The sequence below is a fragment of the Solemya velum gill symbiont genome (genome assembly GCF_002020255.1).
Taxonomy (GTDB): domain Bacteria; phylum Pseudomonadota; class Gammaproteobacteria; order Chromatiales; family Chromatiaceae.
In genome coordinates this window covers 67,983-94,282 of sequence record NZ_MPQG01000008.1, presented here as the reverse complement: position 1 = coordinate 94,282, position 26,300 = coordinate 67,983, and the positions used below count along the sequence as shown (strand labels likewise).

Sequence of the window (26,300 nt, the reverse complement as noted above, 5' to 3'; positions counted from 1 at the left end):
CTCAGGATCTGTATATTCGCGTGTATTGTGTTTCGTGCCTGCTGCTCGCAATCGCTTGCGCCATGCATGAGGCACCAATTTCATCATCAATGCATTCCAGTCCGCGGGTGACTATTGCAGGAATCATGGGCGTGATCTCGGCAAGGATTTGCTGTCCGGCTGTCTGCCCCAACGGTATGATTTTGACACCGGCAAGCGTGATATTTTCACACCAGCCCCAGATGTAACCGGCAGCGGTCTCATTCATCGGGATGTTCCAGTGCTGTGCCGCATGGGCAAACCCGGTCAACTGGCAGGATTCAAAACAGATTCGCTCATCAACAGCGACAGGAATCTCCAGTTTCGGCAGTAGTGCCATCAGGGCTCTTGCCCTGTTCTTCTCCTCTTGACGAAGTTCCATTGTCTCGCGGCTCGCAACCAGGTAATCGCTCCAATAGGCGAGTGACTCTGCATCTTTCTCTTCGCAGGCACGATAGAGACGTGCCAAAACGGGAATTTCGAGACCGGCGAGGTTCGTCAGTGCAATATCCCTGATCCACTCGGCAAGCGATTCCTTGTCGGTTACCCAACCACATTCAACAGCCCACTCCAGTCCCTGTGAGTAGCTGTAAGCCCCCACGGGGAGAGAAGGACTGATCAAGTGCATCAGTCGCAGTTGCGGCAGCATAGTGTCAATGATGGTGATGGCCATGGCTGTGTGAGTGCGCCTTGTCTGCACTGCCGCCATAGGCGCCAGGCTCTGGTTCAAACGGGCTCTGCGATACCGTCACTTCAAGTCCAAGCCCTCTTAGCATATCGTCGAGCACGTGGTCATGCAGATAGCTGACACGATCACGTTCGATCTGTATAGAGACGTGCCGATTACCGAGATGGTAGCAGGCACGAGCTAGCAGATGCGGATCGTCACTAATGACATTCGAGACAGTCTCTTCTGCTGCCTTCACAAGAATTATCCGGCCATCTGCAGTTGAAAGCCGGTCACCATCCTTGAGTGTTGTACCCCGCGGCAAAAACAGGCCTGCATCAGAGCCGTCATCAAGCGTTACCCTTAAACGGCACTTGATACGTTTGTCGAGTGGAAGCGTTAAGGTTGTTATCGGCTCATCTGCCGTGTCAACTTTTTGCGTCAGTTCAATCATGATCAGAAGAGGAAATATCTTTGCGCCATTGGCAGTACAGTGGCTGGCTCGCAGGTCAGCAATTCACCATCGGCACGTACTTCGTAGGTTTGTGAATCCACCTCGATCGTCGGCTGATAGCTGTTCAGAACCATATCAGCCTTTTTTACGCTGCGGCAGTTTTTCACCTCGCCAATCATATTTCTCAGGCCAAGCTGACCTGCAATTCCGGCCTGGATCGCTGCATTCGACATGAAGGTCATGGTAGTTGCAGACCTGGCACCACCGAGTGCGCCGAACATGTTTCGGTAATGCACCGGCTGCGGTGTCGGAATCGATGCATTGGGATCACCCATGGGTGCAGCCGAAATCATACCGCCCTTGATGATCAGGCTCGGTTTGGTGCCGAAAAACGCCGGTTTCCACAGTACCAGGTCAGCCAGCTTGCCAACCTCGACCGAACCAACCTCGTGGGCAATACCGTGCGTAATCGCAGGATTGATCGTGTACTTTGCGATATATCGCTTTGCCCTGAAGTTGTCATGTTCTGCCGGATCCGATTCCAGCGAACCACGCTGCTCTTTCATCTTGTGAGCTGTCTGCCATGTACGGCAGATGACCTCGCCTACACGCCCCATCGCCTGCGAGTCTGATGCAATCATCGAGAAGGCCCCAAGGTCGTGCAATATATCTTCCGCCGCGATGGTCTCACGACGAATGCGTGATTCCGCAAATGCAACATCCTCGGGAATCGCAGGATCAAGATGGTGACACACCATCAACATATCGAGATGCTCATCGACCGTGTTGACAGTATAGGGGCGTGTGGGATTTGTTGATGAAGGCAAAATATTGGCAAAACCGGCTGCCTTGATAATATCAGGCGCATGCCCGCCACCGGCACCTTCCGTATGGTATGTATGAATGGTGCGATCTTTCATTGCAGCAAGCGTGTCTTCGACGAAACCTGACTCGTTGAGCGTGTCAGTATGAATAGCAACCTGCACATCCATCTCTTCTGCGACAGAGAGACAGTTATCAATTGCAGCAGGCGTTGTGCCCCAATCCTCGTGCAGCTTGAGACCGATTGCCCCGGCAGCAACTTGCTCGCTGACAGCATCCGGCAGGCTGGCATTACCCTTGCCGAGAAAACCGAGGTTCATCGGCAGTTCATCCGCTGCCTGCAGCATGCGATGGATGTTCCATGGCCCGGGCGTACAGGTGGTTGCATTGGTTCCGGTTGCCGGTCCGGTTCCTCCACCGAGCATGGTGGTAACACCTGACATCAGTGCTTCCTCAACTTGCTGGGGACAGATGAAGTGGATATGTGAGTCAATGCCGCCGGCTGTCAGTATCTGGCCTTCACCGGCAATTGCCTCGGTTCCCGGCCCGACAATAATCGTCACCCCAGGCTGTACATCCGGATTTCCGGCCTTGCCGATGCCGATGATGCGTCCATCCTTGATTCCGATATCGGCTTTAACAACACCCCAGTGGTCAAGAATCGTCGCATTGGTAATGACGACATCTGCAACCTGTTCAGAAGTGAGCTGACACTGTCCCATACCATCACGGATAACCTTGCCACCGCCAAATTTGACCTCGTCACCATAGATGGTGTGATCCTTCTCTACCTGGATCCACAAGTCGGAATCGCCAAGTCGAACCCTGTCACCTGTTGTCGGGCCGTACATCTCCGCGTAAGCCTGCCTGCTGATTGTTGCCATTACTCTTCTCCCAGGGCGCCCATGACATCGCCCCTGAATCCATACACCTCGCGCTTGCCATCATAGGCGACCAGTTCCACCTCACGCGTCTGCCCGGGCTCAAATCGCACCGCCGTTCCCGCGGGGATATTCAGACGGAAACCACGACTGGCCTCCCTGTCGAATTGCAGGGCGCTGTTGGTTTCATAAAAGTGGTAGTGCGAACCGACCTGTATGGGTCGATCACCATTGTTGGAGACCTGCACGGTAACAGTCTCGCGCCCGACGTTGAGTTCGATTTCACCCTCAGCTGCAATCAATTCACCTGGAATCATCTCAATCCCCTCCTGTTACACAATCGGTTGATGAACAGTGACAAGCTTGGTTCCATCCGGGAATGTCGCTTCGACCTGCACCTCGTGAATCATCTCCGCAACACCTTCCATAACATCGTCCAGTGTCAGAATCGTTCGTCCATAGTCCATTAGCTCTGCAACACTTTTACCGTCACGTGCGCCTTCCATTATTTCGGCACTGATGATTGCCATCGCTTCCGGATAATTAAGCTTGAGCCCACGCGCTTTTCTGCGTTCAGCAACCAGGGCGGCTGTAAACAGCAGCAGTTTGTCTTTTTCTCTTGGTGTCAGTTCCATAGTGAAATCTCTGGTTTAACGGGCATCATGTTGCCCAGATTCTTGGCGCGACAGCATCACGTCCGAGTATCGATGGCCGTATCGCCATCCATGTTTGTATAAAGAGGTTACGAGCTTTCTCGGTACTTTCGCCAAGATAGCGTCCAACAAGAAGTCCATCAACCAGTGTGAAGCCAAGATTTGCATCCGGGTTTTCCTGTGCGATCTTTCTTGCAAGCTCGAGTTCGTCACTTGTCGCGGTGGTCGCAAGCATTGTTGCTACCACGGGGCAGTCTCTCAACGTTGCCGTGCCCTGCTGAGATTCGATGTCGGTAATCACAAGTCGATCAATCAACAGGGGACGCTGGTCTCTGTTGATACGCAGACGCAGGTCAACTTCACCCTGTTCAAAACGCTCGCCAACTGTTGGCCGCCCCAGTGAATTGATTTCCCAGCCAATGAAATGCGCGTCTCCATTCAAATGAATAGTTGTACTCAATTGAATGCGCGCACCGGGAAAAAAGATATTCTCCTGCGGAAACCACTCCATCGAGCCACTATCAATAGCCAGGTTCTGAATTTGCTTTGCTTGTGCACCGGCACTGCGGTAGAACTTGGTCGCACCCGGAGTTGTGATCAAGGCAGCGCTTTTATCAGTAAGATTCGCCTCGATTTCGAGTCGGTCGCCACCGACAACACCACCAGGGGGATGCAGAAGATAGAGATGACAGACATCACCCTCAGGGTGAAAAGTCCTCTGTACCGCGAGTGGTCCGCGTTGTTCACGATGACGCAGGACAGTTTTCCCGCGCGCATGCTCAAAGCCGAGCCTGAGCGATGCAGCCCAGCCGGTTTCATTGACGGATGTTGTTGCAGCTTGTGAGCCCAACTTGCTTGTTCGCGCCGTTAGTGAATTCGACGAATAATCGTTTGCGATGATTTGCCGGAACGCAATCGCTTAATCAACTGCCCCACTCTTGCGGCGACCAGGATGAATGCAACCAGTCCTCCCCCGACAGCAAACAGGTGCTGATTATTCGTGATGGCATGGAGTATCTGTTCCATGGTGGTGAAATATGCATGGCCACCATGCGCCAACAATGGGGATGTCGTCAGAATTGCTCCAATTGCAGTTAATAGCTTCACACTGTTTCGCATTTGTTTCTCCCGGGTCTCATCAATTGTTGAAATGACAGGTCAGACTGTCAGGTATTGTTGAATAATTTCATCGTTGAGATCATCAATCTCACCAGTTGCAACGCTGCGTCCGCGGTCAAGAATTGTGAAGCGGTCAGCAACCTTGCGCGCAAACGGCAATTTCTGTTCTACAAGAATAACAGTCAGGCCGATTTCCCGGTTGAGTTTTCTGATGATATCTCCTATTTCAGCCACCACGTTCGGCTGTATGCCTTCTGTCGGCTCATCCAGTATTAACAGCTTCGGGTCAATCACGAGCGCACGTCCGATTGCCAGCTGCTGCTGTTGTCCACCGGAGAGGTCTCCACCGCGTCTGCCGAGCATCTCCTTCAGGACAGGAAACAGCTCAAAGATAAAGGATGGAACCTCCTTTTTCCTGTCAGAGCGCACGGGCAAACCGATCTGCAAATTCTCCTCAACGCTCAGCAAAGGAAAAATCTGCCGTCCCTGTGGTACATAGCCGATGCCTATCTCTGCGCGTTTTTCTGCATTCGCTGAAGCAATGTCATTACCGAGGTAGTTGATTGCTCCGGATTCCACAGGCAGCAGCCCCATAATGCACTGAAGCAGGGTTGTCTTGCCGACACCATTTCTTCCCATGATGCAGGTGCATTCCCCTTCGGGCGCCTCGAAATCCAGGTCCCACAAGGTGTGGCTCTCGCCATAGTACTGATTGAGTTTTTCGATTTTCAGCATGATTACTCTCCCAGGTAGACTTCGATCACGCGCTGATCGTTTTGTACGTCATCCATGCTGCCCTCTGCGAGGACGCTGCCCTGGTGTAATACAGTCACTTTTCTGGCAATCGATCTGACAAAATCCATGTCGTGCTCTACCACCACGACAGAGCGTTTTCCGGCGAGGGATGTCAACAACTCAGCTGTCCTGTCCATCTCCCGGTGGGTCATGCCCGCGACCGGTTCATCCACCAGCAGCAGGTGTGGCTGCTGTACAAGCAACATGCCGATTTCGAGCCACTGCTTCTGTCCATGTGAAAGAGAACCTGCGAGCTGTTTTGAAAGATCCTGCAAACCGATAATTTCGAGCGCTTCCTCGATGTGATCACGCTGCTCACCGGAAAGATCGGCAAAAAGTGTCGGCCAGACTCTTTTGTCAGACTTGATCGCCAGTTCGAGGTTTTCGAACACGGTATGAAATTCAAACACCGTTGGCTTCTGGAATTTTCTTCCGATACCGGCTTCTGCAATCTCAGGCTCGCTCAGTTTCAGCAGGTCGATTTTCTGGCCAAACCATGCCTGACCTGAATCCGGCGTGGTCTTGCCCGTGATGATATCCATCATGGTTGTCTTACCTGCGCCATTTGGTCCGATAATGCATCTCAACTCACCCGTCTCGATATAGAGAGTCAGGTCATTGATTGCCTTGAAACCGTCAAAGCTGACATTCAGATCTTCGAGATAGAGAATCGGCCCGTGTGATGTATCAAGATCGAGCACTGGCGGCGGAGTCATGAAACTCCACACCTGGTCACGTTCCATAAAGGGGGAAACAATACTCATGCCTTCGCCTCCTTACGCTTCAGAAGCCCTGAGATGCCATACGGCAGGTAGAGCGTTACCAACACGAAGAGCGCACCAAGTGCGAACAGCCATGCATCCGGCATAATTCCGGTAAACACTGTCTTTGCATAGTTGACCAGGATGGCACCAATGACGGCTCCGTAGAGAGTGGCTCGCCCGCCAATGGCGACCCAGATGACAATCTCTATCGAGTTCAGGGGTGAGAACTCACCCGGGTTGATAATCCCGACCTGGGGAACATAAAGCGCACCGGCAACACCTGCCAGTACTGCTGAGAAAGTAAATACCCAGAGCTTGAATTTTTCTACCTTGTACCCGATAAATCGCGTGCGGTCTTCACTGTCTCGAATCGCAACGGTAACGCGTCCGAGTTTCGACGTGATGATAAATCGACACGCGAGGTAACCGATTGCCAATGCAACACTGGATGCAATAAAGAGCCCGATGCGTGTTTCGTCTGATTGCAGGTTAAAACCAAGAATATCCTTGAAATCGGTCAGGCCATTATTTCCGCCAAAACCCATCTCGTTGCGGAAAAATGCCAGCATCAGTGCATAGGTGAGTGCCTGGGTAATAATCGACAGGTAGACGCCGGTTACGCGTGAACGAAACGTCAGCCAGCCAAATACGAATGCGAGCAGTCCCGGTACCAGGCCTATCATGATCGCCGCAAACCAGAACATATCCAGACCCTGCCAGAACCATGGCAGTGAATCCCAGTTCAGGAAGACCATGAAATCGGGTAGAACCGGATCACCATAAACACCGCGGTCACCGATCTGGCGCATCAGGTACATACCCATGACGTAGCCACCGAGAGCAAAGAAAGCGCCGTGCCCGAGTGACAAAATACCGAGATAGCCCCAAACAAGGTCAACAGCAACAGCAAGCAGTGCATATGACAAATATCTACCAAACATCGTTACCGTGTAGGTCGGCACATGCATGGGGCTGTCAGCCGGTACCATCATGTTCAGAACCGGGATCAGAACCGTGATGACAGCAAGAAACAGGATCAGCAGTTGTCCGCCACGGTCATCCTTGAGAATACGATAAAAACCCATGACTTAATCTCCTGCCGCCCGGCCTTTCTGCGGAAAGAGTCCACGCGGGCGCTTCTGGATGAATAGAATGATAAAGACCAGCACCAGGATCTTGGCAAGTACTGCGCCTGACCATGGTTCCAGGATCTTGTTGGCAACGCCGAGTGACAGACCACCAACAAGTGTGCCCCACAAGTTACCGACTCCACCGAATACGACGACCATGAAGGAGTCGACGATATAGGCCTGGCCGAGGTTGGGACCGACATTGGTCAACTGGCTGAGTGCGACACCGGCAATACCGGCAATACCCGAACCCAGTCCGAATGTCAGTGCATCAACACGCTCTGAACGCACACCCATGGCTCTTGCCATGGAACGGTTTTGAGCAACCGCACGCACCTGCAGGCCAAGAGATGTCTTTTTCAGAATCATGAAGAGAACGGCAAAGACAACCAGGCAAAAGGCGATGATGTAGAGCCTGTTCATGGTTAACGAGAGAACACTGTTGATCTCAATCGAACCTGACATCCACTCCGGGTTGGATACCGGCACGTTCTGTGGAGATATCACCGTACGAACCAGCTGTTGCAGGATCAGGCTGACACCGAATGTGGCAAGCAGGGTTTCCAGCGGCCTGCCGTACAAATGGCGGATAATTCCGCGCTCAATGGCGATACCCATCGTGCCTGACACAAGAAAGGCTGCAGGAATCGATAGAATCAATGCAACCCCGGGGTAATCCGGCATCACCGTCTGGACCAGGTAGGTGGTGTAGGCGCCAAGCATGATGAGTTCGCCATGCGCCATGTTAATCACGCCCATGACACCAAAGGTTATGGCGAGGCCGATTGCGGCAAGTACCAGTACTGATCCGAGGCTGATACCGAAAAAGAGTGTTTCTGCCATACTCGACAGCTTGCGGCGATCTTCGATAATTTCGAGTGCCTTCAAAGCCTCTGTGCGGACGGACTCTTCACTATCCGACTCAGAAACTGTTTTAATCTTATTGTAGACATCTGTCTCAAGACTTCCTGACAGATAATCAATAGCATCCAAACGGGTCTGTTTATTATCGCTGTCCAGTTCGGACAAATTAATGGCGATATTGAGCATATCGCGAACATCTGCATTCTCTTCTGTCTCAATGTAGCTATTAAGAAGTGTTGCAGTTTCCGGGCTCACAGAGCCGAGCATTTCGCGTACGGATGCAAGGCGTATTTCTGCATCCGGGTTTTGAAGATTCAATGATGCGATCAGTGATCGCAGCTGGCTTCGCAGCGTATTGTTTATCGATACTTTTTTAACGGCGCGCTTCTTGACTGTTTCACCTTTATCACCTGTCAGCGCATCGAAAGTCAGGTATTTAGAACCCTCCTTCTCGACCAGCAGCAGCTGTTTGCTCTTCTTGTGATAAAAGAGAGAGCCATCAAACATCGACTGCAGAATAAAACTCGCCTTCTCATGCCCGCTACCTGCAATCGTATCGATTGCGCTGCCTTTGACCTTGTAGGATTTCTCCGAAAGCTGTGCAATAGCAGATTCAAAAGTTGGCGTCTCTTCTGCAAAGGCTGTCGAAACAGGAACCAGCAGTGCCAGTAAAAAGAAGATTAATAAAAGAAAAGAGAAACTGCCTGAACGGGCAAAATCTCTTCTCGTTGGTGAAAACCAGGCGTTAATATTCATTATTGTGCCAATTGGTAGTTAATCAGGTGCTGGCAGAGAGCCGGCGCACAAGGCGCCGGCTTCATTTCAGTTATGGGTCAGAAGTTCTGACCTGAACACTTGGCGGATTTAACGTTGTAATTTCCACAAGAGAGAGGCGCTCGCCAGTCAGAGATGATGTCTTTCGAACCTTCAAGGTAGTCAGACCATGCATCGCCAGCAACAAGACCGGAAGTTTCCCATACAACGTCGAACTGACCGTCATCCTGGATCTCACCGATCAGGACAGGCTTTGTGACATGATGGTTAGGCAACATTGCCGAGTAGCCACCAGTCAGGTTTGGAACAGTCACACCGATAATTGCATCCTGAACAGCAGCTGGCTCAGTTGTGCCGGCTTTCTTGACTGCTTCAGCCCACATGTTGAAACCGATATAGTGTGCTTCCATCGGATCATTGGTGACACGCTCTTCATTCTTGATGAAGCCCTGCCAGTTTTCGATGAAGCTGTCGTTCACTTCAGAATCAACACTCATGAAGTAGTTCCATGCAGCCAGGTGACCAACAAGAGGCTTGGTGTCGATACCGCTCAGCTCCTCTTCACCAACAGAGAATGCTACGACTGGAATATCTTCAGATGAAACGCCCTGGTTACCGAGTTCCTTATAGAAAGGTACGTTTGCATCACCATTGATTGTTGAAACAACAGCTGTCTTCTTGCCTGCAGAACCAAATTTCTTGATATCAGAAACAATTGACTGCCAGTCAGAGTGGCCAAAAGGTGTGTAGTTGATCATGATGTCTTCTGCTGCGACACCCTTCGCTTTCAGATAGGCCTCAAGAATTTTGTTGGTGGTACGTGGATAGACATAGTCAGTACCTGCAAGAACCCAGCGCTTAACACCAAGCTCGTTCATCAGGTAATCAACTGCGGGAACTGCCTGCTGGTTTGGCGCAGCACCAGTGTAGAAAACGTTCTTGGAAGACTCCTCGCCCTCGTACTGAACCGGGTAGAACAGCAGGCTGTCGAGTTCTTCAAATACAGGCAGGACTGATTTACGTGAAACAGAAGTCCAGCAGCCGAAGACCGCGTCAACTTTCTCTTTCTCGATCAGTTCACGTGCCTTTTCAGCAAACAGTGGCCAATCAGATGCAGGATCAACAACAACAGCTTCGAGCTGTTTTCCAAGCAAGCCGCCCTTTTTGTTCTGCTCATCAATCAGCATAAGCATAGTATCTTTCAGCGTGGTTTCACTGATTGCCATGGTGCCTGACAAGGAGTGCAGCACACCAACCTTGATAGTATCGGCTGCTTGAACAATAGAAGTTGCAGTTAATGCCATGGCAGCTGACAGGCCCAGCATCGAGAGTTTAAATTTGCTAGTCGGGGTACTCATATATGTGCTCCAGTGTTTCAGTTGAATAGTCGTAGCGACATATCCTGTAGCACGATGTATGCCAACTCCTGAAATCACTCTGTCACACTGAACTACACTGCAGTAATTCCTTCATCCTCACCCTTCACGCACTATCGTGACGCACAATTCCGCCCACCTCTGGTGTGCCCGTGCCAATCTGGTGCGACATGAAGTATACCCTGCACCATACCTTCAAAAAATATTCAGGTATCTGGCGGAACTTGACAGAGCTTCCGAAGGCAAGTCATAACACCCTTTCCTGTTTTAGCAACGAAAACTGAATTGCGGGATGATCAGATTCGCGTAATTTATTGTTATTCCAATAATAAATAAAATGTACTTATTTCAACTTGTTCTGACTAAACTCTTTATCTGGCATATAATTAGTATAGAGACTCAATATTCATTTATTGAGTGATAATTGTTTCTGCTTGATACGCCGGAGGCGGGATCATGTAGAGCTAGTAATCTGTGAAAGTTGAATATTTTGATGGGACATAGATGATGGTGTTACCGAAGTTCAAAGGCTTTACCTTGATCGAACTAATGATCGTAATGGTAGTGCTTGCTGTCATCCTGATTCTTGCAGTGCCTGCTTTTCAGGAAATCATTGAGCGCCGTCAGCTTCAGCGGGCCGGTGAAAATATTTACAGCGCCATCATGTTCACCAAGTCCGAGGCTGTGAAGCAGGCGACAGATGTTTCAATCACCTTCACCCAGGGGGCTGGTGGTGTCGGCTGGTGTTACGGAATAGATGACGACACATCTACTACCTGTAACTGCATCTCTGCTGCGGCGAATTGCACGCTTTATACCGCCGTAAAGACTTTTAGCAATGGTGTATCAGGAGGAGCAGAGCCTTTCAAAAATGTTGATCTGGATAGCAATGTCTCCCTGACATTCACCGCAGACTATGGCAAGGCAACTGTGAATACCGCGACTGTTTCGCTGGAGTCTGAAAACGGTGATGAGTTCAACGTGGAAATTGATTCAGATGGCCGGCGTATCAGAATAGAGTCAGATTTACCGGGTTATACGGATCCATAGAGATAAAAATGGCAGAGGAAAACAAGATGTATTTCAGTTATTCAGCGAACAAGAGTTACAGGCAGACAGGACTGGCACTGATCGAGTTGCTGGTCGGCCTTGTTGTGGCACTGCTTGCTCTTGCGTTTATCCTGAATATCTACCTCTCAAACCTTCGTTCGACCTCCGAGACAGCCAGTGCCTCGCGACTGGACTCCGATTTGCGCTCGGTGATGACATACATGGTAGAGGAGACTCGCCGGGCAGGTTACTGGTATAACTCCGTTGACGAATCAGGAGGAACGACAGAAATTGCTGATCCAAAGTGCAATCCGTTCACTGTCTATAGCAATGACCTGGACTTTACTGACTGCGATCCTGCAATAGCGACTTATGGAACCAATCTTGCGGTGTCGAAGAAAACCGGGGAAGAGGATGACTCGTGCATCACTTTTACCTATGACCGGGGAAGATCCGGGGACCCTGATAACCCGGACGGAACACTGCAAACCTCGAGCGAGTATTACGGCATTCGACGGGTTGAGAATGGTGATGACATCGGTATTGTCGAGATTTCCAAGAACAGTCCCAACTGTAACAGCGGTACCTGGACCGAACTGACTAATCCGGAAGTCGTTGATATTACAGAGTTGACGTTTGATTTGAGCGATACGGTATGTACTGATGTTAATACCAGCAGTGCAACAAATACAAAGAGTGGTGGCAACTGCATTCAGGACTACCTTGATGTATCACCGGCCCTGAGTGAACATCGCATCGTGCAGAACAAGGTGGTCAGTATCACTCTCGAAGGTGAATTAAAGGGTGATGACGAGGTATCAAAGATACTGGAGCAGACGGTGAATGTCAGAAACCGTACCGTGGCGAAAATTCCTTGACCTGAAAATGGTGGAAAAGAGATGAAACAAGAGCAGAAATTCAGATCAATCAGGCGTCAGGATGGTGTCGCTGTACTGGTAATTGCGCTCATCATGCTGCTGCTGATGACAATGCTTGCCTTCGTTTCCAGCAACAGCGTTCGCCAGGATATTTCCATATCAAATAACGATTACCGCATTCGCCAGGCATTCCAGGCTGCTGAGGCAGGCCTCGCCTATGCCGAAGCTCACTACGTAGCAAATATAAGTGATTACGACATTGATGGTGATGGCACAATAGATTTTCCGACAGAGTACCCTGGTACCAGCGCCACACCAGTGATCCAGTCCTATTACAACACGACAGACAACCCGGGCTTCCAATACGATTCAATACGCTTTGCTACAGGCAGCGACGATATCCTTTATATCGAATCCAGGGGCTGGAGTGATGATCGTACGACTGAGCGCACGGTCAGCAACTTTATTACACTCGCGCCACTTGTTAATACATCACCAGGAGCACCATTGACGGTAAGGGGTGCTGTTGACGTCATGAGTGGCAACCTTACCGTGGAAAACGCTTTTGGAAATCTCACGATCAGGTCGGGAAGCAGTGTAGATACCGGCAGCAGTTTTGAGACCCGCACCTGCAGTGATTGTGGCTCCAGGTATCCGGATACCTATGGCACCCCATCTGAGGGTGGCCCTAGTAATCCCGCGCCCGGGATGTGGCTTGATGATACAGGGGCTGGTAACGAGGCGGATGTGACAATTTACGAGTATGAAGGCGGGACTGCCGACCCGACGATTATCCAGAATGATCCTTATCTTGATATCGATGCCGACGAGTTTTTCAAGGCCTACATGGGCGGAACGATGGAAGAAGTCAAAGGTATCATGACAGTTTATACATCAGCAGACGACCTTGACGGAGTAACAGGCGAGGCGATCTGGCTCGATACAGAAGGTAGCGAATACAAGTTACAAGGCACCGTTGGGACAAGAGATGATCCAGTGATACTTGTCGTGGAAGGAGACTTGCAGCCAAATGCCAATTTTGAGTTCTTTGGCATGCTGTTAGTTATCGGTGATGTAGATTTCAGCGGCGGTGGCGAGTTATACGGCTCTATGGTTGTCAGTAGTGAAGTTTGGAGGCCAGGCACCGGTGGCCCCACAATCTATTATGATCCCCTTACCGCCTCTGGAGGCGGTGCCGGAGGAGGATCCGGGGGCAGTATAGGAGGAACCTGGCGTGACTGGGGTAATTGATTTTATGAATGGAGTCTCTACAAATTGCGAGGCACTGAAATGTTTATAAACAGACCAGCTTCCCAAAAAGGCGTGGTGATTTTAGAAGCGCTGATCGCGTCAGCCATATTTATTGTTGGCCTGGTCGCTCTCAGCCAGTACCAGTCAGTGATTCAGAGAGAGTCGGGCGAAAACAAAGCCCATGATGCTGCTGCCCTGCTCGCACAGGAGAAACTCGACGAGTTCCGACAGGTGACTGACAAGACATCTTTTGAAGCACTGGCAACCGGTAGCGACTCCCCCATTGAACTCGTCAATACCAGCTTTACACGTAGCTGGACAATTACAAACGATGCCAGCGTGGCGACCGACAAGTACATTGTCATTACAGTCTCCTGGACGTCAGCAGACGGCACGGCCGAGTCAGTGGGTCTGACCGGTTTCGTGCGTTGGTCTGATGTTTCACGCCAGGCAATTTACCTCTCCGGCGGTACTTCAATACCCTCATCATCAGGCGGCACTCTGAATCCGGACAAGGAGTATACACCCACAGAATTCGAAGAGCTGAAGCTGGAAGAAGTTGAGGATGAGGAAGGTAATCCGCAAAAACGCCTCATCCAGATTAGTGAGGATATCAGCGTCTATGAGAACGAAGAGGGGCAGGCAGAAGTCATTGTAAAGAAGACAGATGGAGAAACTGTAGTTTATGACGTAGTGTTTATTTCATATAACTCAGGCGTTGTTATGCTCAGGGGTATTGTCACGGTTGGCGAGGGTGCCAGAACAGCAGCTGATTTCTTCCTGAGCGACCCACCAGGCGAGGTACTGACGACCGATGCAGGTTACTGCGTTCACCCAGAAGAGAGTGGTCATGATGTGCGCACACCATTCGGCGATGGAGACATATCGACCTCCGAAACCGAAATCCTTGAGGGTAACCAGGACCGCTTTCACTGCTTTACTGGAAGAACCTGGTACGGCAACATGGGGATGTTCGGTTATGACAAGAAAGACCTGATTTGCCCGCCTCTCTATACCTATCCGCCAACCATTGATGTGCATGACAGTCTGCAGGAGGTATCAAGCATCATCTATGTCGACGATGAATCTGTAGAGCATACCACTAGCGTTCCCCAAGATCGTGTGTGGGCTCTTGATGACCAGAATTTCCGTATACTTTCATTCAAGGACAGCTGTGAAGAGACTGGTAGCGGCACTGTCGATCTGACATTTGCACTTTCAACTTATCCTGGTGCCACATTGGTAACAGATCTTGGAGATACCACGGTTGAAGCAGTCAACCCGATAGGTGAATGCGATCCTCTTCCTGCAACGACAGAAGATGACCCTGTGGGAAGCTGTAGTGTCGATATTGGTGGTGGCGGATATACAGGAAGGGTTGTCCTGGTACCGGATAACAGCCTCAGAATCTGTGGCTCGAATGTGATTGATCCTGACCCGAATCCTTCAACAAGCACCCTCATCGGCGCATTTCAGCTTGCTCTTGCGAGCGAGGAACCGACAGGCTGCGTCAGTAAATATGAGCACCTGATCAATATAACAGTGACAGATGCACAAACAGCAAAGAAAAAAGATCAGCTGGATATTGACTGGGATGCAGTCGAAATCAGTGAAGAGACTTATGACACCAGCTGTCTGCATCTTAGTACTGCAGCCTCAGGCAAGAGTGCAGTCTATAGCTGCGGCGTGGTTGCCGAGTTTGGCGAGACGTTAAACATTACTGCAACCTTTGACACTTTGAGCGATTCTGACACCGTAGATTCCTTCACTTCGCTGAGTGTCGCAAAGGGCAGCAGTTGGGAATTGCCCGATATGGAATTGGGACTGGATTTATAATAACGCGTTAGGCTGACATCTGAAGAGAACCTTATGTACAGATTATCATTAAATAACCACGCAGGCATGACGCTCATCGAACTGCTGATTGTACTCTCCGTGATCGCTATCCTGGCAATTCTTGCCTTGCCTAATTACAGCGATTTCGTTGATCGAGCCAGGCGTGCAGATGCCATGCACGGCCTTGAGAATATCAGGCTTATGCAGGAAAAATGGCGTCGCAACAATACGACTTACGGAACAGCTGTGAATATACGAACTGCTAACCCATGGTACAGCCAGGAGGAGTATTACACCCTGAATATCACTGCGAATACCGCTACCGGATTCACCGCCACAGCGACTCCTCGGGCAGAACAGGTTGGTGATGCATGTGGAACATTTACCACCAATCAGGATGGGCCTGTCTATGGCACACCTCCCGCAGGTGCTGATCAGGATTGCTGGCGCGACTAGAACAGCTATGTAACTACACTACGAGGCCAACCTGCGGGTTGGCCTCGTTTTGTCTGCCAGGGAACCTCTGATCTGTTCCCTTCGAACTCCCTCTTCCTCTCATTTGGTATACTCGCTCTGCCATACCGGCGACAGTTCAAAAAAGGTGAACCAGGGGCAGCCGTATGTATGTCCTCGAATAGAATAATGACCAGACCAACGAAAGAGAAAAAAGCAGGCGCCAACAAGGGAGAGGCTACAGGCAGCAAGAGCCAGCACACTCCGATGATGCATAGGGGGATCTTGTCTTGTTTTTCAATTACTTATATTGTTTTATTATCTTTTACTACACCAGATGCTACACCTATGTTCAAAAGTACTGTGTAATTGGAACGAGAGCAATTGCAATTACAAAGTTTGCGCATATCAGAGAAGCTACAATTTCACTTGAAAATCACCTCTCATAAATTAACGCTATGACAGGTCTCATAGACGATTCTCCTGATCAGCGTTGCTGTTCATCATATTTTGTTTTCCGCCTCTTTATTTCTTCCCAATATCTTTGATCCTGTTCAATATAGCTATGAACTCCTAGATAGTCGATTTGCGCTGCACCTTGAGCAAATAGCTCTTGGTCATCGACAGCATCAAGGGGATCATCCGTCCCTTCTTTCCATTTAGAGAAATCAAATATCACCGCTAGAGACTTTCTGTCGATGTTATCTCCATCAAATAAACGACGATTTGGCATGAAGTAATCAAGAGTGAATCTATCTCTGCAGGAATCGAGAAGTGTGTAGAACTTAAGCCTCATATATTCTTCATTTTCATCCGCAATATGAATATGATCGCTCTCTGTTATAAGACTTTTCATTTTATTGAATCTGAGAAGCATTCTTGCTGTAGATAACCACAATAAACGATCATTATCTGGCGGACTATGTCCACTACGGGTGAAAGTTTCATATGCTCGTTCTAGTAACTCAATCGACTCATTGAGGAAGGTCTCAGATCTTTTCCGATCATCATCTTGTTGATGTCGGTCAGCATTCGATCGGTATAATCGATAGGCAATGATTGCGCTGAAACCAACAGCGATAGACCCTACCGCTTGAATTCCAGCTAAAAATGCGGTGTCGGCAATATATGCCAAGCATAAAGATACAATAATAAGCGTTAACGCAGTGCCGATCAGGAACCCGCTCAAAAGACCTTTTTCCATTTATTACTTCCTCATGGTAGTTCATTGTAGTTTAGCTGCTGATTGTGATTACTTTTTCTTATACTTAAGGGCTAAACTCTTCTGGCGATCTTCCATGTTTTATTACATATTTTATTACCCATCATTATTATCTGAGCCCTGTATCGCCGTATTTACTTGGGCTTCTCCCTGCTCTTGAAAAAACTTTAGCCAGTTCAATCTCGTTTGTTCTCCTAGGTGGTACACAAAGTTATGGTCTCCAGAAGCCACTTTCATGGATTCTACACATACGTTGATATTGTACTCTTTAAAAAACAGATGATAGAAAGAAGAGAATGCAATCGCCGCATCAGCCCAACTAGCTTCCTGCGTATTACCGACTAACGCCCAAAAGCTAGGCTCATCATCTGTATTCATTGCCATTTTAACGCCTGCATCACCTACACATGATGACATGCATATTAGTAAAGTTCCCCGTGTCCCTCGCAGAATAGGCAAAAGCAAACCTCTTAACTCTTGCCACAATAAAAACTCACCGCTCGTTAATTGAATACCTTGCTCATTGCCATGCATAGAAAAATGAAGGATAGGTACTTTGTCATGCTCTCTAGCCGCAGCACGAAGGCGAACATTTATAGCCTCATGGAATGTTTCTAAATCTGTAACGAGGTTATATGCACTAGGTATTTCTGCTAATGTTAATGCCTCTACCAACATGCGCCCTTCGGTACGCCCATCAAGAAGATCTCGACTTGAAGGAGATTCAATAACGTTTACAAATGCGTTAATCATGTTCTTTTCTCATGTAGTACTTTACAACGTATATATTTTGAATATCCGCTTAGGCTTCTACCTGAAGCTGAACAATATTGAACAGAATTGATATTAGTGTGTAGCGATAGCTGTTAATATCCTCTTCTGATTTTCAATTGGGAAAGTGACAAATATATCATGCTGGCTACATATCCTTGCTGGAAAATATACTAATGTTAATTGCGTTCCTTCACGCAATTTTCGGTACGCTTCATTTGAAATATTGAAAACCAAGCCAAACGATTTTTCATCACTTGCAACAAAATAATCCTCTATTAAGTACGAGTACTCATCCTTACCGAATCTGAGGTCTATGTCATACCCAACTGAAAACTGATCAGGAGGAGGAGCATCATTTGATAGGCGTTTTAAACATGAGCTATTATCTTTGAAGAGAGGGTACGGAACAGTAGTTATTGCCACTCCTACAAACATGTCGTTATTTTTATAGACCAATAATGTATGCTGATACTCACTATCTGTATCGCTAGGCTGTGAAACTTTAGCAACTAATTTATTCCTTTCATCAACGGCTATTTCCCACCTTTGCTTAATATACTTCCGTGTAGTAATAACATTTAAAGCTTCCAGCGCCCTTCCATCAAGAGAGGTCATGCTTTCACTTGCTGTAGCCGAGGCGACTGTTAGCAGCTCTGACGCAACTCCCATCTCAACAAGGTATTCACCCAATACAGCTGAAATTAATTGAGTAGTACTCTCTAATGAGATACCAAGGTCAGATTTAAACTGATGTATGCCAAATGACGAATCGGAATCAATTGTCCTATCTCGACCGCCAAGAAAAGCGTATGCACATGCTGAATAACACACAGGGTCTTCAACTATTGCCAAAGAATCCCTAGAGGCATATTGGTACTTTGTGGATTTATACAGCACCTCAGTAGAATATGACCTCTCTATATGCGTATTGAGATTGTTGTGCCTTATCATGCGACCCATTTCTATTCCTGCTATTAGATTCCCACCGAGGCTATGGAACATTACATCTTTTACCCATGGATTCTCATTTATCGCAGCTTCGAGTTTTTGCGGGCTATCTTCAGTAATAAGACCAATTGCGAGTATATATTCTCTACAACTACTACCACTACATGGCAGGATTGCCTTAAAGATCATTGGCTCGGTAATTAGTTTTTCTGAATTATTTGCAAATTCCTCTATAGCATGATCAGTTTCACTAACCACTAAGTGAGAGCATTTTTCATCTGATTCTTGCTTCTGTTTAGCAAGTTTTTGTAAATTGATAGCCCATGCATTATCCCTATCCAATTCTAGAACTTTACCGACCCAAATCAGACTGGGAAAATAATTGCAGACAGTAAAAAATAATTGAGCTTTTGCACCTGCTGCCTTAATCTTCTCTTCATTTGTTGTTGCATTATCATAGGCTCGACTATACGAAGATATTGCCTTGTCATATTGATTTTGTTCTGTAAATAGGTCGCCATCAGTGTAGTGGTCAATGAATGCAGAGTCAGAATCAACTGCGTGTGACGTATTAGCTATAAGTGTTATATAGACAAATAAGGCTACCAGCTTTATTATTTTCATTGGAGTTTTGTTGACCTTAATATTTTCGATACTAACTTTCTGAATTGAAGAGATGCTTTTGTGTGGTAACCGTGTTTGATTTTCGGATTGATTGCTCCAGTGTTTTTTCCACCGTGATACCGGCATCTTCCATTTTTCATGGCAAAATGTCCACATGGATGACCTTGGCGAGTGTTTGCGCCACATCTTACTATTTCCCCATGGGGTCGACCTTTCCATTTACCTACTGCGCTGCTCCTTAATACTCTAATGATGTCCGTTGCTTAAACAATAGTCGACATTAGACCATGAAGTTTTTACGTCCTTCGCTACTTTTATGCGTTGAATTCAGCTTAGAAAGCTTCTCATGCGCGGTCTCCTGTATGTGGCTTTCCGGTGAATCGTCACGCAACTTTCTCATCTGATCCGGTCTTGCCGCAACCACCCTTGCTGGATTCATGAGCACTTTCACGACGTACGTCCATTCCCAGCGTTTCTCAACAGTCCTCAGATCGATTGCATAACGATTTGCATATGGTTCAATCACCACCGCTAACATACCGTCATGTTCAAGCCAATAATCAGCCTTCTGCATAATGACGAGTTCGCCAACTTTGAATTGATTGCTCATGATTGTGTCTCCAGTTTGTTGCCTCAATCACACCCAGCAGGCGCTGGTCATGAGGCTGAAGACCATCCCGCTTTAGCTGATTTTCTATCCCGCCCGCAAGTTGGTACTTAAATCGGCGGCGTTTCACAAATTTATTATAGTCGATATTGTTGTTGATTGTTTCTAATAAATGACTATCGGCTTAGGGTGGTATGCTGCAAAAAGAACTCTAATTATTATGCATATTTATTAGGTGGGTTTATGAGTGATGATGCTACGTTGATCGTTGGTATTTTGGCTTATTCATTTGCGTGTGGTGCAATTGGCTGGTCATTCGGGAACAACAAAAGAGAAGAATTATCGAAGAAATTGAGAGAGTCTGAGATTACAGCTAGTCTTGCTGAGAAATCAATACTCGAAGAGGCTGGTTCAATAATTACAGACCTCAAGCAAAAATTGAAAGAAGCAAAGAGCCTTGCATATAAGACATATAGCTACCAGAAAGATCGGTACATTAAGGAAGAAATTCTAAAGCGGGAACTACAAGAATCAACGTTAAGTAATAATGTCCAGAACAATCATCAAACACGAGATATTAATAAGTTAAAGTCCGATCTCAACCAAGCAAGATTAGAAACCTCCGATCTAAGGGATAAACTTTTAGAAACCTCCGATCTAAAAGATAAACTTAAAGAAGCCAATAACGTAGTTGAAGATTGGCGCGAACGGTATCAATCATCAGTCATATCTGTGTCACGACGTAACAGCGAACTAGTAGAGGCATATGACGAAATCAAGACGCAGAATATATTGCTTCAGGACATATATTCAAATGCCATAGAAAAAATAATGAAAGACGGCGCACTTCTCCCATCACTCATTGAGTGGGCTGATTTTTTCCAAAAAACCATCGATGAGAGAAAAGTTAATTATTTACAAACTAAAAAACACCCTGCATTTAAAGCCGCGGAAGATATTAAAGAAGTTAGGGCAGCAGCAAGAGAGTTGAGGCAAGAAGTGAACATTCTTAAGAATCGTGTTGCTTTATATGAAGCGCAAGCACCATGGTTAGTTGAGTATGAGGACTTTTCTGTTGAAGACGTGGTAGAAGGCTTGCGACAAGAGAAAGAGATTAAAAAATTGACCGCTAATGGAGATGATCCTATTCGTGTTTTTGTTTCTGCAGCAGAGTGGAAAGAAATGTCGGCAACTGAAAGGAATCAATTGGCATTAGAGAGATACTGGAACTACAGGCAAAGGAACGCATGGGCTGCGGGGATTCAGTATGAGCGTTATGTTGGATACAATTATGAGCAAGATGGTTACGATGTGATTTACCACGGAGCAGTCAAGGGACTAAATGACTTAGGCATAGACCTTGTTTGTTCGAAAAACGGACAAACTCAAGTAATTCAATGTAAACGGCTTTCATCTAACAAGGGCAGACCTGTACGTGAAAATACAGTAGCACAAATTTTTGGTGCTTCACTGTATTACGCTCATATCAAGAATATTGACATGGATTCCATCACACCAATCATCATGACGACTTTCGAACTTTCACCAGAAGCTAAGCAGTTTGCATCAGTACTAGGCGTAGAGTTCACAGAAAATGATCAAATTAAGCAATACCCTTGTATTAAGTGCAATATCTCAGGAAAGGATGGCGCACGTATATATCACCTCCCTTTTGATCAACAATACGATACGACAAAAATTGAACAGCATCGGGGAGAGTGTTATAAATTGACAGTCGCAGAAGCAGAGGCAGAAGGATTTCGGAGGGCTTTTCGATGGACTGGCGCAACTAATGCATAGGCGTTACTTCGCTAGTAATTGTCGTTACCTCGATGTGATACAAGCGTAACTGTAGATTCTAGATATGACCATTGTAGATGGACAAATAGAGCCTCTTAAAAAACTGAAAGAAACCTTAAATAAAAGTGGTGTATCCAGATTTAATTCAATTGGTGAGATAAATCGCTTTCTTAAGGAATATGAGGCTGAGAAAAATCAACTGCCGAGTCGTATTGAGGATGCATTTGATGAAGAAATACAAGGCAAACAGTCTACCTTGATTGCTCATCAACAGTCCTATGATGAGTTAAGAGCTGAGATTCGAAATGAATTAAATCAGAAAATACGAAATCTCGACGTAGAAACTAAGCAGGTAAGCGACAAGAGTAATAGAAACTTATTCTTTAGAGCATTCTACTACTTTAAAATCAAATCTTTATCTCGTCAGAAGACTAGCCTAGAAAATAATTTAGATAGCATTCTCAAGAAGAAAACAAGTGGTGCAAAAAATACAGTGGTTCAATTACAGAATGAAATCGATGATTCCCTAAAGAATAAAGAAGCTATTATTTCAGGGCGCTGCAAAAAGTCTCTTGATGATTTGATTTATACAAAAGAGGTTATTGATGGGCTTTACCCAGTAATCGCTGGTGCAATTGGGGAAAGCTCTGTTGTGAGAGAGCTTCAGCAGCTACCTGATGATTGCTATTTGATAAACGACTTTTCATTAAAATTTGATACGCCAATTTACAATAAAAAAGAAAATGACAGAATATTCAGCATTCAGATTGATCATCTTCTAATTAGTCGGGCAGGAGTATTTCTACTTGAAACAAAAAACTGGAATAAAGCTTCAGTAAACAGCCTTGACCTTAGATCACCTGTCAAACAAATCTCAAGAACTAGCTTCGCACTTTTTGTATTGCTGAATAGTGATTCAAAACGTAACGATATTAAGCTTGTACGCCATCATTGGGGCGACAAGAAAATACCAATCAGAAATATTATCGTAATGACTAATGAAAAGCCTAAAGAAGAATTCAAACATGTAAAAATCTTATCTCTAAATGAGTTAATCGGTTACATACAGTATTTTGATCAAATGTTTAATGGTGAAGAAGCCAAAGGTATCTACGAATATTTAAAGAAAAGAATGTGAAAATACACATAACAAATTCTTAATGAAGAATCTTAGTATTAGAGAATGTGTTCTAGATGAAGCCGAGGCACTGGCATCAGCGTTCAATGGATTTATTGCACAAGGTGATTACTCAGATAGGCAGAAGGATGATGCCCAGTCAATCTTAATTGCCTGCCTAAGCATGTCTGGCGAGGAAATAATCGAGCAATTTGGTACTGCTTGTACGCTAACTAGAGACGATATGACCACGCTGATCGGTCTTTATGTCTGGATGAGAAAGAGTGAGACATATCACTGAAGAAGGAAATATTGGACGCTTCTAGCCGAAGCAGACATTTTCTCATTTAGAGTCCGAATCATACCTACCGGCAACACATCTAGGCACTTATGATCCGGTCATACTCCTTCAGGGTTTTCACGACAGCACCGCGCTTGCGCCCTGAGCGCGAGCTTCATAAAATCCCCCGCGTACTTGGAATTCCTCCCGATCTGCATGAAAGCGCTCTGCGGTGTGTGGCTTCTAATTTGATATTAAATTGGTCACTATTTGTCGAATAACTGCGAAATCAATTTGCGAAATACTTTCGATTCTTTGGTGTAGTAGCCGTGTTTTAGTCTCGGATTCTTCGCACCAGTACTCTTCCCACCATGATACCGACACCTGCCATTATTCATAGCGTAATGACCACAAGAATGCCCCTGACGCGTCTTAGCCCCACATCTGACAATTTCCCCATGGGGTCGTCCTTTCCATTTACCCACTCACCTTCTCCTGCCCCCTTGGGTGGATATCCCCTACGACTGCCTGACCGCCAGATTCCACGTTGACGTGTTGCACTGTCACGGTTTGTTTTCCACCATTGCGCAACTTGTGCAAGGTCAGCAGTGACTGTTGATAGCTGGATGTAACACGAGCGTAACTGTTTAGGAGTCTGCCGCAGTGAATTGAAGCTTGTTCACGCTCACTTGAGTTATAGCTATTCAATTTATTCAATCGAGCCATCGCCTGATTCATCAGCTCCATACTTGCAATATGACTAGCTGATGCCTGATGAAGGAGCATTTTCTCAAGACTATTGGGATCATCTAGACTATTTGTCGCATCAATTCCGATCGCCAACACATCGAGATGATCCTGCAGTAAGAGGTTCGTCCTCGCCAGACTGGCATCAAGTGCTGCACTATCTAGGTTTTTAAGTGTGTCACGGATGAAAATGTCTTTTGTTTCTTTTCCATCAGGAATAACTTCTCCGTTACTAACCGTCACCGAGCTATCAGGCTGCATTAGTTCATCGTAGCGCTGCTCCTCAAGGTTTGCCATCTGGTGGCATTGGTACGCCTCAACATGATTACCATGTTCTTCATGGCAGCCTGCTGTTCTGCGTTCTATCTGAGAGGACTTGAGTGCCTCGATAGCCTCATTGGTTCTTGTCTTTTCTGACATATGCTTACTCCACCATCCCAATCACTATGGGTAGTGGTATATATGTAGTGGTATGAGTTAGGTGCATGACAACTGCCTCTCTTTGGTATGAGTTAGGTGCATATTTAACCAGCCACAGAAATCTTCTTTGGTATGTGTTGGGTGCATGTGCTGTATGAGTTAGGTGCATCAGTATTTTTATTCAGGTGGTCAAATATTGGGCTACCTTTCTCGTCGAACCAGCTAAATGCATAGATGTGCCCCTCAACGTGATCTAGCAGTCCTGTATGGCGAAATTTATCTATATACTCAGGCAAGCGGTTTCTGTGGATGCCAAACTCGACTAATGCGCCGCCACTAAGTGTCAGTCGGTTGATTTTTCGATGGTGATGGACGTGTAAAAGAATCAGAACAGCTTGTTCTGTGATCGACAAATTCAGGAATGCATCTGAAGTCAGAAGCCCCCAGTATACAAATATTTTCCGTCCTTTAGCAGGCATCCAATTTGGTCGATATTTCGTTCCCTGAGCACCGTTCTTTGAATAGTGACCCTTTGACGTCACCTCTAGTTGGTTAGTGCCTAGTAGATCGATTAAAGCATCATAAATGGTACTCTCCGAGTAGCCAAACTCCTGATGCATCCAACGTTTCGTCATCAATACGTCTTGGCGTGGAATGTGTCTCGATTTTCTGTCATTGCGCCCAGTCCAGCCATCCCAAAGACTGCTGATCCAGACTGCCACAACAATTGAGCGATATTTCTTACGCCCAAGAGGCACGAGGTCTTGGAGGATGCCCATTGGAATAACTGCAAAAGTGTGAGGCTTGCGACGAAAGCGTCCAATTTTATTACGCTCTTGAATTCGCGCTTCCGCCAATGCCGTGACGTTTTCCGCAATTTCCAGATCAGAATTCAGCATGAGAGAAGCTAGCCATACTTACTGACAGGTCTTACGTCAAATAACGGGCAGCTCGAAGAAGTGCATTGTTCGACCTGCTTTCGCCATGATCCTTCTGAGCAAGGGTCATAGATACATTCACAGCACTTAGCATCAATTTTAGCTCTGAAACCGCCCTTTTTGACCAATCTACAGATGGTCTGGGCACGTTGGTCATCCCTGCTCATTCCGCACCACCTGCCAACTGATCAATATTTTTCAGCCGCTTACTATGAGCTATCATTGCCTTGTTGATCTCAATAACAGCAGCATCGGTCTGACTGGGCATGATTTCGATCAGAGTAGACACATTCATATCTTCGGCAGTTGGTACAAGAATGATCTCGCCCAACAGTCGCCAGACACCTACAGATAATTCGCTATCATCGTGCTTGATCCTACTGGTGCAGATTGTCACACCAGCCTGTCTGAGGTTAGAGATACCCTTGCGAATCTCGTAGCGACTACTTTTCAAGTCAGTACTCTCAACCCAATAATTACGCTGTAACACCTTGAGTATCAGCCTTTCAGTATCGCTGACAAGAAAAGAGTACACATCTCCAGTTGGTCTAGTGTAGACCACTGAGTTATACGTTTCTTTAGATGCTACACGGTTTCTGTAAAGCACCAGCGCTCTGAGCGGTGAAACTGAGTCAATGTTGATATTGATGCGATCATCGAGTGCCGCAACATGTTCCGCCCACTCCGGCATATTCCGGATGTCGGCAACTTTCATAATCTTAAATTTCATGCTGATTATCCTTTTGTCGATAATCTGCACAGGTAGCCAGAAGCAGTTATAATTACTCGTGTCTTGTCGAGACAAAAAAGAACCTGCATTCGGAAGCCGTCCGGTGCAGGTTTCTTTATGCTGCGCTATTTCTCAGCGCCTCGATTGATTCACGATTGATGCGGGCACAACCCCCAGTTTTGTATTTCTTGAGGATGCCCTTCTTGCACAACCGCCAAACTGTTGCAGGTGATACTTGCAGGATTTCACTAGTTTGTTTAAGAGTGGGGTCTTGAAGTACTTGTAAGTGTTCAGGTAATGCCATCAGT

Annotated in this window: 30 protein-coding genes; 8 read left to right on the top strand and 22 right to left on the bottom strand. The window is 46.8% G+C overall.

The features are described from left to right. Window position 1: 1 nt before the first annotated feature. The 12 genes from BOW06_RS07355 to urtA form a co-directional block, all read right to left on the bottom strand. Complete coding sequence (locus BOW06_RS07355; RefSeq protein ID WP_230209601.1) at window positions 2–748, bottom strand: urease accessory protein UreF; 747 nt, start codon at window positions 746–748, stop codon at window positions 2–4. Next, window positions 672–1,139, bottom strand: coding sequence for an urease accessory protein UreE (ureE, locus tag BOW06_RS07350; protein ID WP_043118665.1), 468 nt, complete (start codon window positions 1,137–1,139; stop codon window positions 672–674). The genes BOW06_RS07355 and ureE overlap by 77 nt, the downstream gene beginning before the upstream one ends. A 2-nt stretch (window positions 1,140–1,141) precedes the next feature. After that, the gene (gene ureC / locus BOW06_RS07345) at window positions 1,142–2,845 is read right to left on the bottom strand and encodes an urease subunit alpha (RefSeq protein WP_043118664.1); all 1,704 of its coding nucleotides are present in this window, start codon (window positions 2,843–2,845) and stop codon (window positions 1,142–1,144) included. Beyond that, window positions 2,845–3,159, bottom strand: a complete 315-nt coding sequence (locus BOW06_RS07340) for an urease subunit beta (RefSeq protein WP_043118663.1) — start codon at window positions 3,157–3,159, stop codon at window positions 2,845–2,847. The genes ureC and BOW06_RS07340 overlap by 1 nt, the downstream gene beginning before the upstream one ends. Before the next feature lie 15 nt (window positions 3,160–3,174). After that, a complete protein-coding gene (gene ureA / locus BOW06_RS07335; protein WP_043118661.1) occupies window positions 3,175–3,477 on the bottom strand; it encodes an urease subunit gamma in 303 nt (100 codons plus the stop codon). A 25-nt stretch (window positions 3,478–3,502) separates the two neighbouring features. After that, complete coding sequence (locus BOW06_RS07330) at window positions 3,503–4,345, bottom strand: urease accessory protein UreD (protein ID WP_043118660.1); 843 nt, start codon at window positions 4,343–4,345, stop codon at window positions 3,503–3,505. 17 nt (window positions 4,346–4,362) lie between these two features. Further along, window positions 4,363–4,614 (bottom strand): hypothetical protein, encoded by a 252-nt coding sequence (locus BOW06_RS07325; RefSeq protein WP_043118658.1) that lies wholly within the window; start codon window positions 4,612–4,614, stop codon window positions 4,363–4,365. A 39-nt stretch (window positions 4,615–4,653) separates the two neighbouring features. Further along, window positions 4,654–5,349 (bottom strand): urea ABC transporter ATP-binding subunit UrtE, encoded by a 696-nt coding sequence (urtE, locus tag BOW06_RS07320; RefSeq protein ID WP_078453828.1) that lies wholly within the window; start codon window positions 5,347–5,349, stop codon window positions 4,654–4,656. A 2-nt stretch (window positions 5,350–5,351) separates the two neighbouring features. Further along, window positions 5,352–6,125 carry an urea ABC transporter ATP-binding protein UrtD gene (gene urtD, locus BOW06_RS07315; RefSeq protein WP_370602463.1) on the bottom strand — a complete coding sequence of 258 codons (774 nt, stop codon included), beginning with the start codon at window positions 6,123–6,125 and terminating at the stop codon, window positions 5,352–5,354. Between the two features lie 44 nt (window positions 6,126–6,169). Then, on the bottom strand, window positions 6,170–7,258 hold the full coding sequence (gene urtC / locus BOW06_RS07310; protein ID WP_078454594.1) for an urea ABC transporter permease subunit UrtC: 1,089 nt from the start codon (window positions 7,256–7,258) through the stop codon (window positions 6,170–6,172). A 3-nt stretch (window positions 7,259–7,261) separates the two neighbouring features. Further along, on the bottom strand, window positions 7,262–8,923 hold the full coding sequence (gene urtB / locus BOW06_RS07305) for an urea ABC transporter permease subunit UrtB (protein WP_078453499.1): 1,662 nt from the start codon (window positions 8,921–8,923) through the stop codon (window positions 7,262–7,264). Window positions 8,924–9,000: 77 nt separating this feature from the next. Next, on the bottom strand, window positions 9,001–10,266 hold the full coding sequence (urtA, locus tag BOW06_RS07300; protein ID WP_143556071.1) for an urea ABC transporter substrate-binding protein: 1,266 nt from the start codon (window positions 10,264–10,266) through the stop codon (window positions 9,001–9,003). Window positions 10,267–10,821: 555 nt separating this feature from the next. On the opposite strand from urtA, the gene BOW06_RS07295 reads away from it, so the two are divergent. From BOW06_RS07295 to BOW06_RS07275, 5 genes are read left to right on the top strand one after another with little or no spacing between them, the layout of a single operon-like run. Further along, window positions 10,822–11,367, top strand: a complete 546-nt coding sequence (locus tag BOW06_RS07295; RefSeq protein WP_052132330.1) for a GspH/FimT family pseudopilin — start codon at window positions 10,822–10,824, stop codon at window positions 11,365–11,367. An 8-nt stretch (window positions 11,368–11,375) separates the two neighbouring features. Next, the gene (locus BOW06_RS07290) at window positions 11,376–12,245 is read left to right on the top strand and encodes a PilW family protein (RefSeq protein WP_078453496.1); all 870 of its coding nucleotides are present in this window, start codon (window positions 11,376–11,378) and stop codon (window positions 12,243–12,245) included. A 21-nt stretch (window positions 12,246–12,266) separates the two neighbouring features. Continuing rightward, window positions 12,267–13,496: a PilX N-terminal domain-containing pilus assembly protein gene (locus BOW06_RS07285; RefSeq protein WP_043118649.1), complete on the top strand. Its 1,230-nt coding sequence runs from the start codon at window positions 12,267–12,269 to the stop codon at window positions 13,494–13,496. Between the two features lie 39 nt (window positions 13,497–13,535). Beyond that, window positions 13,536–15,332 carry a type IV pilus modification PilV family protein gene (locus tag BOW06_RS07280; protein WP_078455007.1) on the top strand — a complete coding sequence of 599 codons (1,797 nt, stop codon included), beginning with the start codon at window positions 13,536–13,538 and terminating at the stop codon, window positions 15,330–15,332. Between the two features lie 33 nt (window positions 15,333–15,365). Next, window positions 15,366–15,788: a type IV pilin protein gene (locus BOW06_RS07275; RefSeq protein ID WP_043118646.1), complete on the top strand. Its 423-nt coding sequence runs from the start codon at window positions 15,366–15,368 to the stop codon at window positions 15,786–15,788. Window positions 15,789–16,272: 484 nt separating this feature from the next. Here BOW06_RS07275 and BOW06_RS07270 read toward each other — a convergent pair whose 3' ends face one another. The 5 genes from BOW06_RS07270 to BOW06_RS07250 all read right to left on the bottom strand — a co-directional run bounded on the left by BOW06_RS07270 (window position 16,273) and on the right by BOW06_RS07250 (window position 19,963). Beyond that, the gene (locus tag BOW06_RS07270) at window positions 16,273–16,989 is read right to left on the bottom strand and encodes a hypothetical protein (RefSeq protein WP_078462845.1); all 717 of its coding nucleotides are present in this window, start codon (window positions 16,987–16,989) and stop codon (window positions 16,273–16,275) included. Between the two features lie 114 nt (window positions 16,990–17,103). Beyond that, window positions 17,104–17,760, bottom strand: coding sequence for a hypothetical protein (locus BOW06_RS07265; protein ID WP_078453492.1), 657 nt, complete (start codon window positions 17,758–17,760; stop codon window positions 17,104–17,106). A gap of 93 nt (window positions 17,761–17,853) precedes the next feature. Beyond that, window positions 17,854–19,353, bottom strand: a complete 1,500-nt coding sequence (locus tag BOW06_RS07260) for a COG3904 family protein (protein ID WP_078462844.1) — start codon at window positions 19,351–19,353, stop codon at window positions 17,854–17,856. Next, window positions 19,350–19,547: an HGGxSTG domain-containing protein gene (locus BOW06_RS13340; protein ID WP_078453488.1), complete on the bottom strand. Its 198-nt coding sequence runs from the start codon at window positions 19,545–19,547 to the stop codon at window positions 19,350–19,352. Before BOW06_RS13340 ends, BOW06_RS07260 begins: the two co-directional genes overlap by 4 nt. A gap of 86 nt (window positions 19,548–19,633) precedes the next feature. After that, complete coding sequence (locus tag BOW06_RS07250) at window positions 19,634–19,963, bottom strand: hypothetical protein (RefSeq protein WP_144077456.1); 330 nt, start codon at window positions 19,961–19,963, stop codon at window positions 19,634–19,636. A gap of 240 nt (window positions 19,964–20,203) precedes the next feature. Between BOW06_RS07250 and BOW06_RS07245 the strand changes: the two genes are divergently transcribed. The 3 genes from BOW06_RS07245 (at window position 20,204) to BOW06_RS07235 (ending at window position 23,178) form a co-directional block, all read left to right on the top strand. Continuing rightward, on the top strand, window positions 20,204–21,760 hold the full coding sequence (locus tag BOW06_RS07245) for a restriction endonuclease (protein WP_078462843.1): 1,557 nt from the start codon (window positions 20,204–20,206) through the stop codon (window positions 21,758–21,760). Window positions 21,761–21,824: 64 nt separating this feature from the next. After that, window positions 21,825–22,898, top strand: coding sequence for a nuclease-related domain-containing protein (locus tag BOW06_RS07240; RefSeq protein WP_078462842.1), 1,074 nt, complete (start codon window positions 21,825–21,827; stop codon window positions 22,896–22,898). Window positions 22,899–22,920: 22 nt separating this feature from the next. After that, a complete protein-coding gene (locus tag BOW06_RS07235) occupies window positions 22,921–23,178 on the top strand; it encodes a hypothetical protein (RefSeq protein ID WP_078462841.1) in 258 nt (85 codons plus the stop codon). A gap of 245 nt (window positions 23,179–23,423) precedes the next feature. On the opposite strand, the gene BOW06_RS13335 is transcribed toward BOW06_RS07235, so the two are convergent. The 5 genes from BOW06_RS13335 to BOW06_RS07210 all read right to left on the bottom strand — a co-directional run bounded on the left by BOW06_RS13335 (window position 23,424) and on the right by BOW06_RS07210 (window position 26,296). Beyond that, window positions 23,424–23,642, bottom strand: coding sequence for an HGGxSTG domain-containing protein (locus BOW06_RS13335; RefSeq protein ID WP_306292348.1), 219 nt, complete (start codon window positions 23,640–23,642; stop codon window positions 23,424–23,426). Next, a complete protein-coding gene (locus BOW06_RS07225; RefSeq protein WP_078462840.1) occupies window positions 23,635–24,324 on the bottom strand; it encodes a hypothetical protein in 690 nt (229 codons plus the stop codon). The genes BOW06_RS13335 and BOW06_RS07225 overlap by 8 nt, the downstream gene beginning before the upstream one ends. Window positions 24,325–24,428: 104 nt before the next feature. Further along, window positions 24,429–25,223 carry a hypothetical protein gene (locus BOW06_RS07220; protein WP_078462839.1) on the bottom strand — a complete coding sequence of 265 codons (795 nt, stop codon included), beginning with the start codon at window positions 25,221–25,223 and terminating at the stop codon, window positions 24,429–24,431. Window positions 25,224–25,425: 202 nt separating this feature from the next. Beyond that, on the bottom strand, window positions 25,426–25,992 hold the full coding sequence (locus BOW06_RS07215; RefSeq protein ID WP_078453188.1) for a hypothetical protein: 567 nt from the start codon (window positions 25,990–25,992) through the stop codon (window positions 25,426–25,428). Between the two features lie 115 nt (window positions 25,993–26,107). Further along, window positions 26,108–26,296 carry a helix-turn-helix domain-containing protein gene (locus tag BOW06_RS07210; protein ID WP_078453189.1) on the bottom strand — a complete coding sequence of 63 codons (189 nt, stop codon included), beginning with the start codon at window positions 26,294–26,296 and terminating at the stop codon, window positions 26,108–26,110. Window positions 26,297–26,300: the final 4 nt, after the last annotated feature.

Coding starts and splice junctions, on each gene's coding strand:
- BOW06_RS07210 (WP_078453189.1), bottom strand. CDS start 26,296: ATGGCATTACCTGAACACTTACAAGTACTTCAAGACCCCACTCTTAAA.
- BOW06_RS07340 (WP_043118663.1), bottom strand. CDS start 3,159: ATGATTCCAGGTGAATTGATTGCAGCTGAGGGTGAAATCGAACTCAAC.
- BOW06_RS07280 (WP_078455007.1), top strand. CDS start 13,536: ATGTTTATAAACAGACCAGCTTCCCAAAAAGGCGTGGTGATTTTAGAA.
- BOW06_RS07220 (WP_078462839.1), bottom strand. CDS start 25,223: ATGCTGAATTCTGATCTGGAAATTGCGGAAAACGTCACGGCATTGGCG.
- ureC (WP_043118664.1), bottom strand. CDS start 2,845: ATGGCAACAATCAGCAGGCAGGCTTACGCGGAGATGTACGGCCCGACA.
- BOW06_RS07270 (WP_078462845.1), bottom strand. CDS start 16,989: ATGGAAAAAGGTCTTTTGAGCGGGTTCCTGATCGGCACTGCGTTAACG.
- BOW06_RS07250 (WP_144077456.1), bottom strand. CDS start 19,963: ATGAGCAATCAATTCAAAGTTGGCGAACTCGTCATTATGCAGAAGGCT.
- BOW06_RS07295 (WP_052132330.1), top strand. CDS start 10,822: ATGATGGTGTTACCGAAGTTCAAAGGCTTTACCTTGATCGAACTAATG.
- BOW06_RS07240 (WP_078462842.1), top strand. CDS start 21,825: ATGACCATTGTAGATGGACAAATAGAGCCTCTTAAAAAACTGAAAGAA.
- BOW06_RS07290 (WP_078453496.1), top strand. CDS start 11,376: ATGGCAGAGGAAAACAAGATGTATTTCAGTTATTCAGCGAACAAGAGT.
- BOW06_RS07245 (WP_078462843.1), top strand. CDS start 20,204: ATGAGTGATGATGCTACGTTGATCGTTGGTATTTTGGCTTATTCATTT.
- BOW06_RS07260 (WP_078462844.1), bottom strand. CDS start 19,353: ATGAAAATAATAAAGCTGGTAGCCTTATTTGTCTATATAACACTTATA.
- BOW06_RS07265 (WP_078453492.1), bottom strand. CDS start 17,760: ATGATTAACGCATTTGTAAACGTTATTGAATCTCCTTCAAGTCGAGAT.
- urtA (WP_143556071.1), bottom strand. CDS start 10,266: ATGCTGGGCCTGTCAGCTGCCATGGCATTAACTGCAACTTCTATTGTT.
- urtD (WP_370602463.1), bottom strand. CDS start 6,125: ATGACTCCGCCGCCAGTGCTCGATCTTGATACATCACACGGGCCGATT.
- ureA (WP_043118661.1), bottom strand. CDS start 3,477: ATGGAACTGACACCAAGAGAAAAAGACAAACTGCTGCTGTTTACAGCC.
- BOW06_RS07225 (WP_078462840.1), bottom strand. CDS start 24,324: ATGTCAGAAAAGACAAGAACCAATGAGGCTATCGAGGCACTCAAGTCC.
- BOW06_RS07325 (WP_043118658.1), bottom strand. CDS start 4,614: ATGCGAAACAGTGTGAAGCTATTAACTGCAATTGGAGCAATTCTGACG.
- ureE (WP_043118665.1), bottom strand. CDS start 1,139: ATGATTGAACTGACGCAAAAAGTTGACACGGCAGATGAGCCGATAACA.
- BOW06_RS07215 (WP_078453188.1), bottom strand. CDS start 25,992: ATGAAATTTAAGATTATGAAAGTTGCCGACATCCGGAATATGCCGGAG.
- BOW06_RS07275 (WP_043118646.1), top strand. CDS start 15,366: ATGTACAGATTATCATTAAATAACCACGCAGGCATGACGCTCATCGAA.
- urtE (WP_078453828.1), bottom strand. CDS start 5,349: ATGCTGAAAATCGAAAAACTCAATCAGTACTATGGCGAGAGCCACACC.
- BOW06_RS07235 (WP_078462841.1), top strand. CDS start 22,921: ATGAAGAATCTTAGTATTAGAGAATGTGTTCTAGATGAAGCCGAGGCA.
- urtB (WP_078453499.1), bottom strand. CDS start 8,923: ATGAATATTAACGCCTGGTTTTCACCAACGAGAAGAGATTTTGCCCGT.
- BOW06_RS07285 (WP_043118649.1), top strand. CDS start 12,267: ATGAAACAAGAGCAGAAATTCAGATCAATCAGGCGTCAGGATGGTGTC.
- urtC (WP_078454594.1), bottom strand. CDS start 7,258: ATGGGTTTTTATCGTATTCTCAAGGATGACCGTGGCGGACAACTGCTG.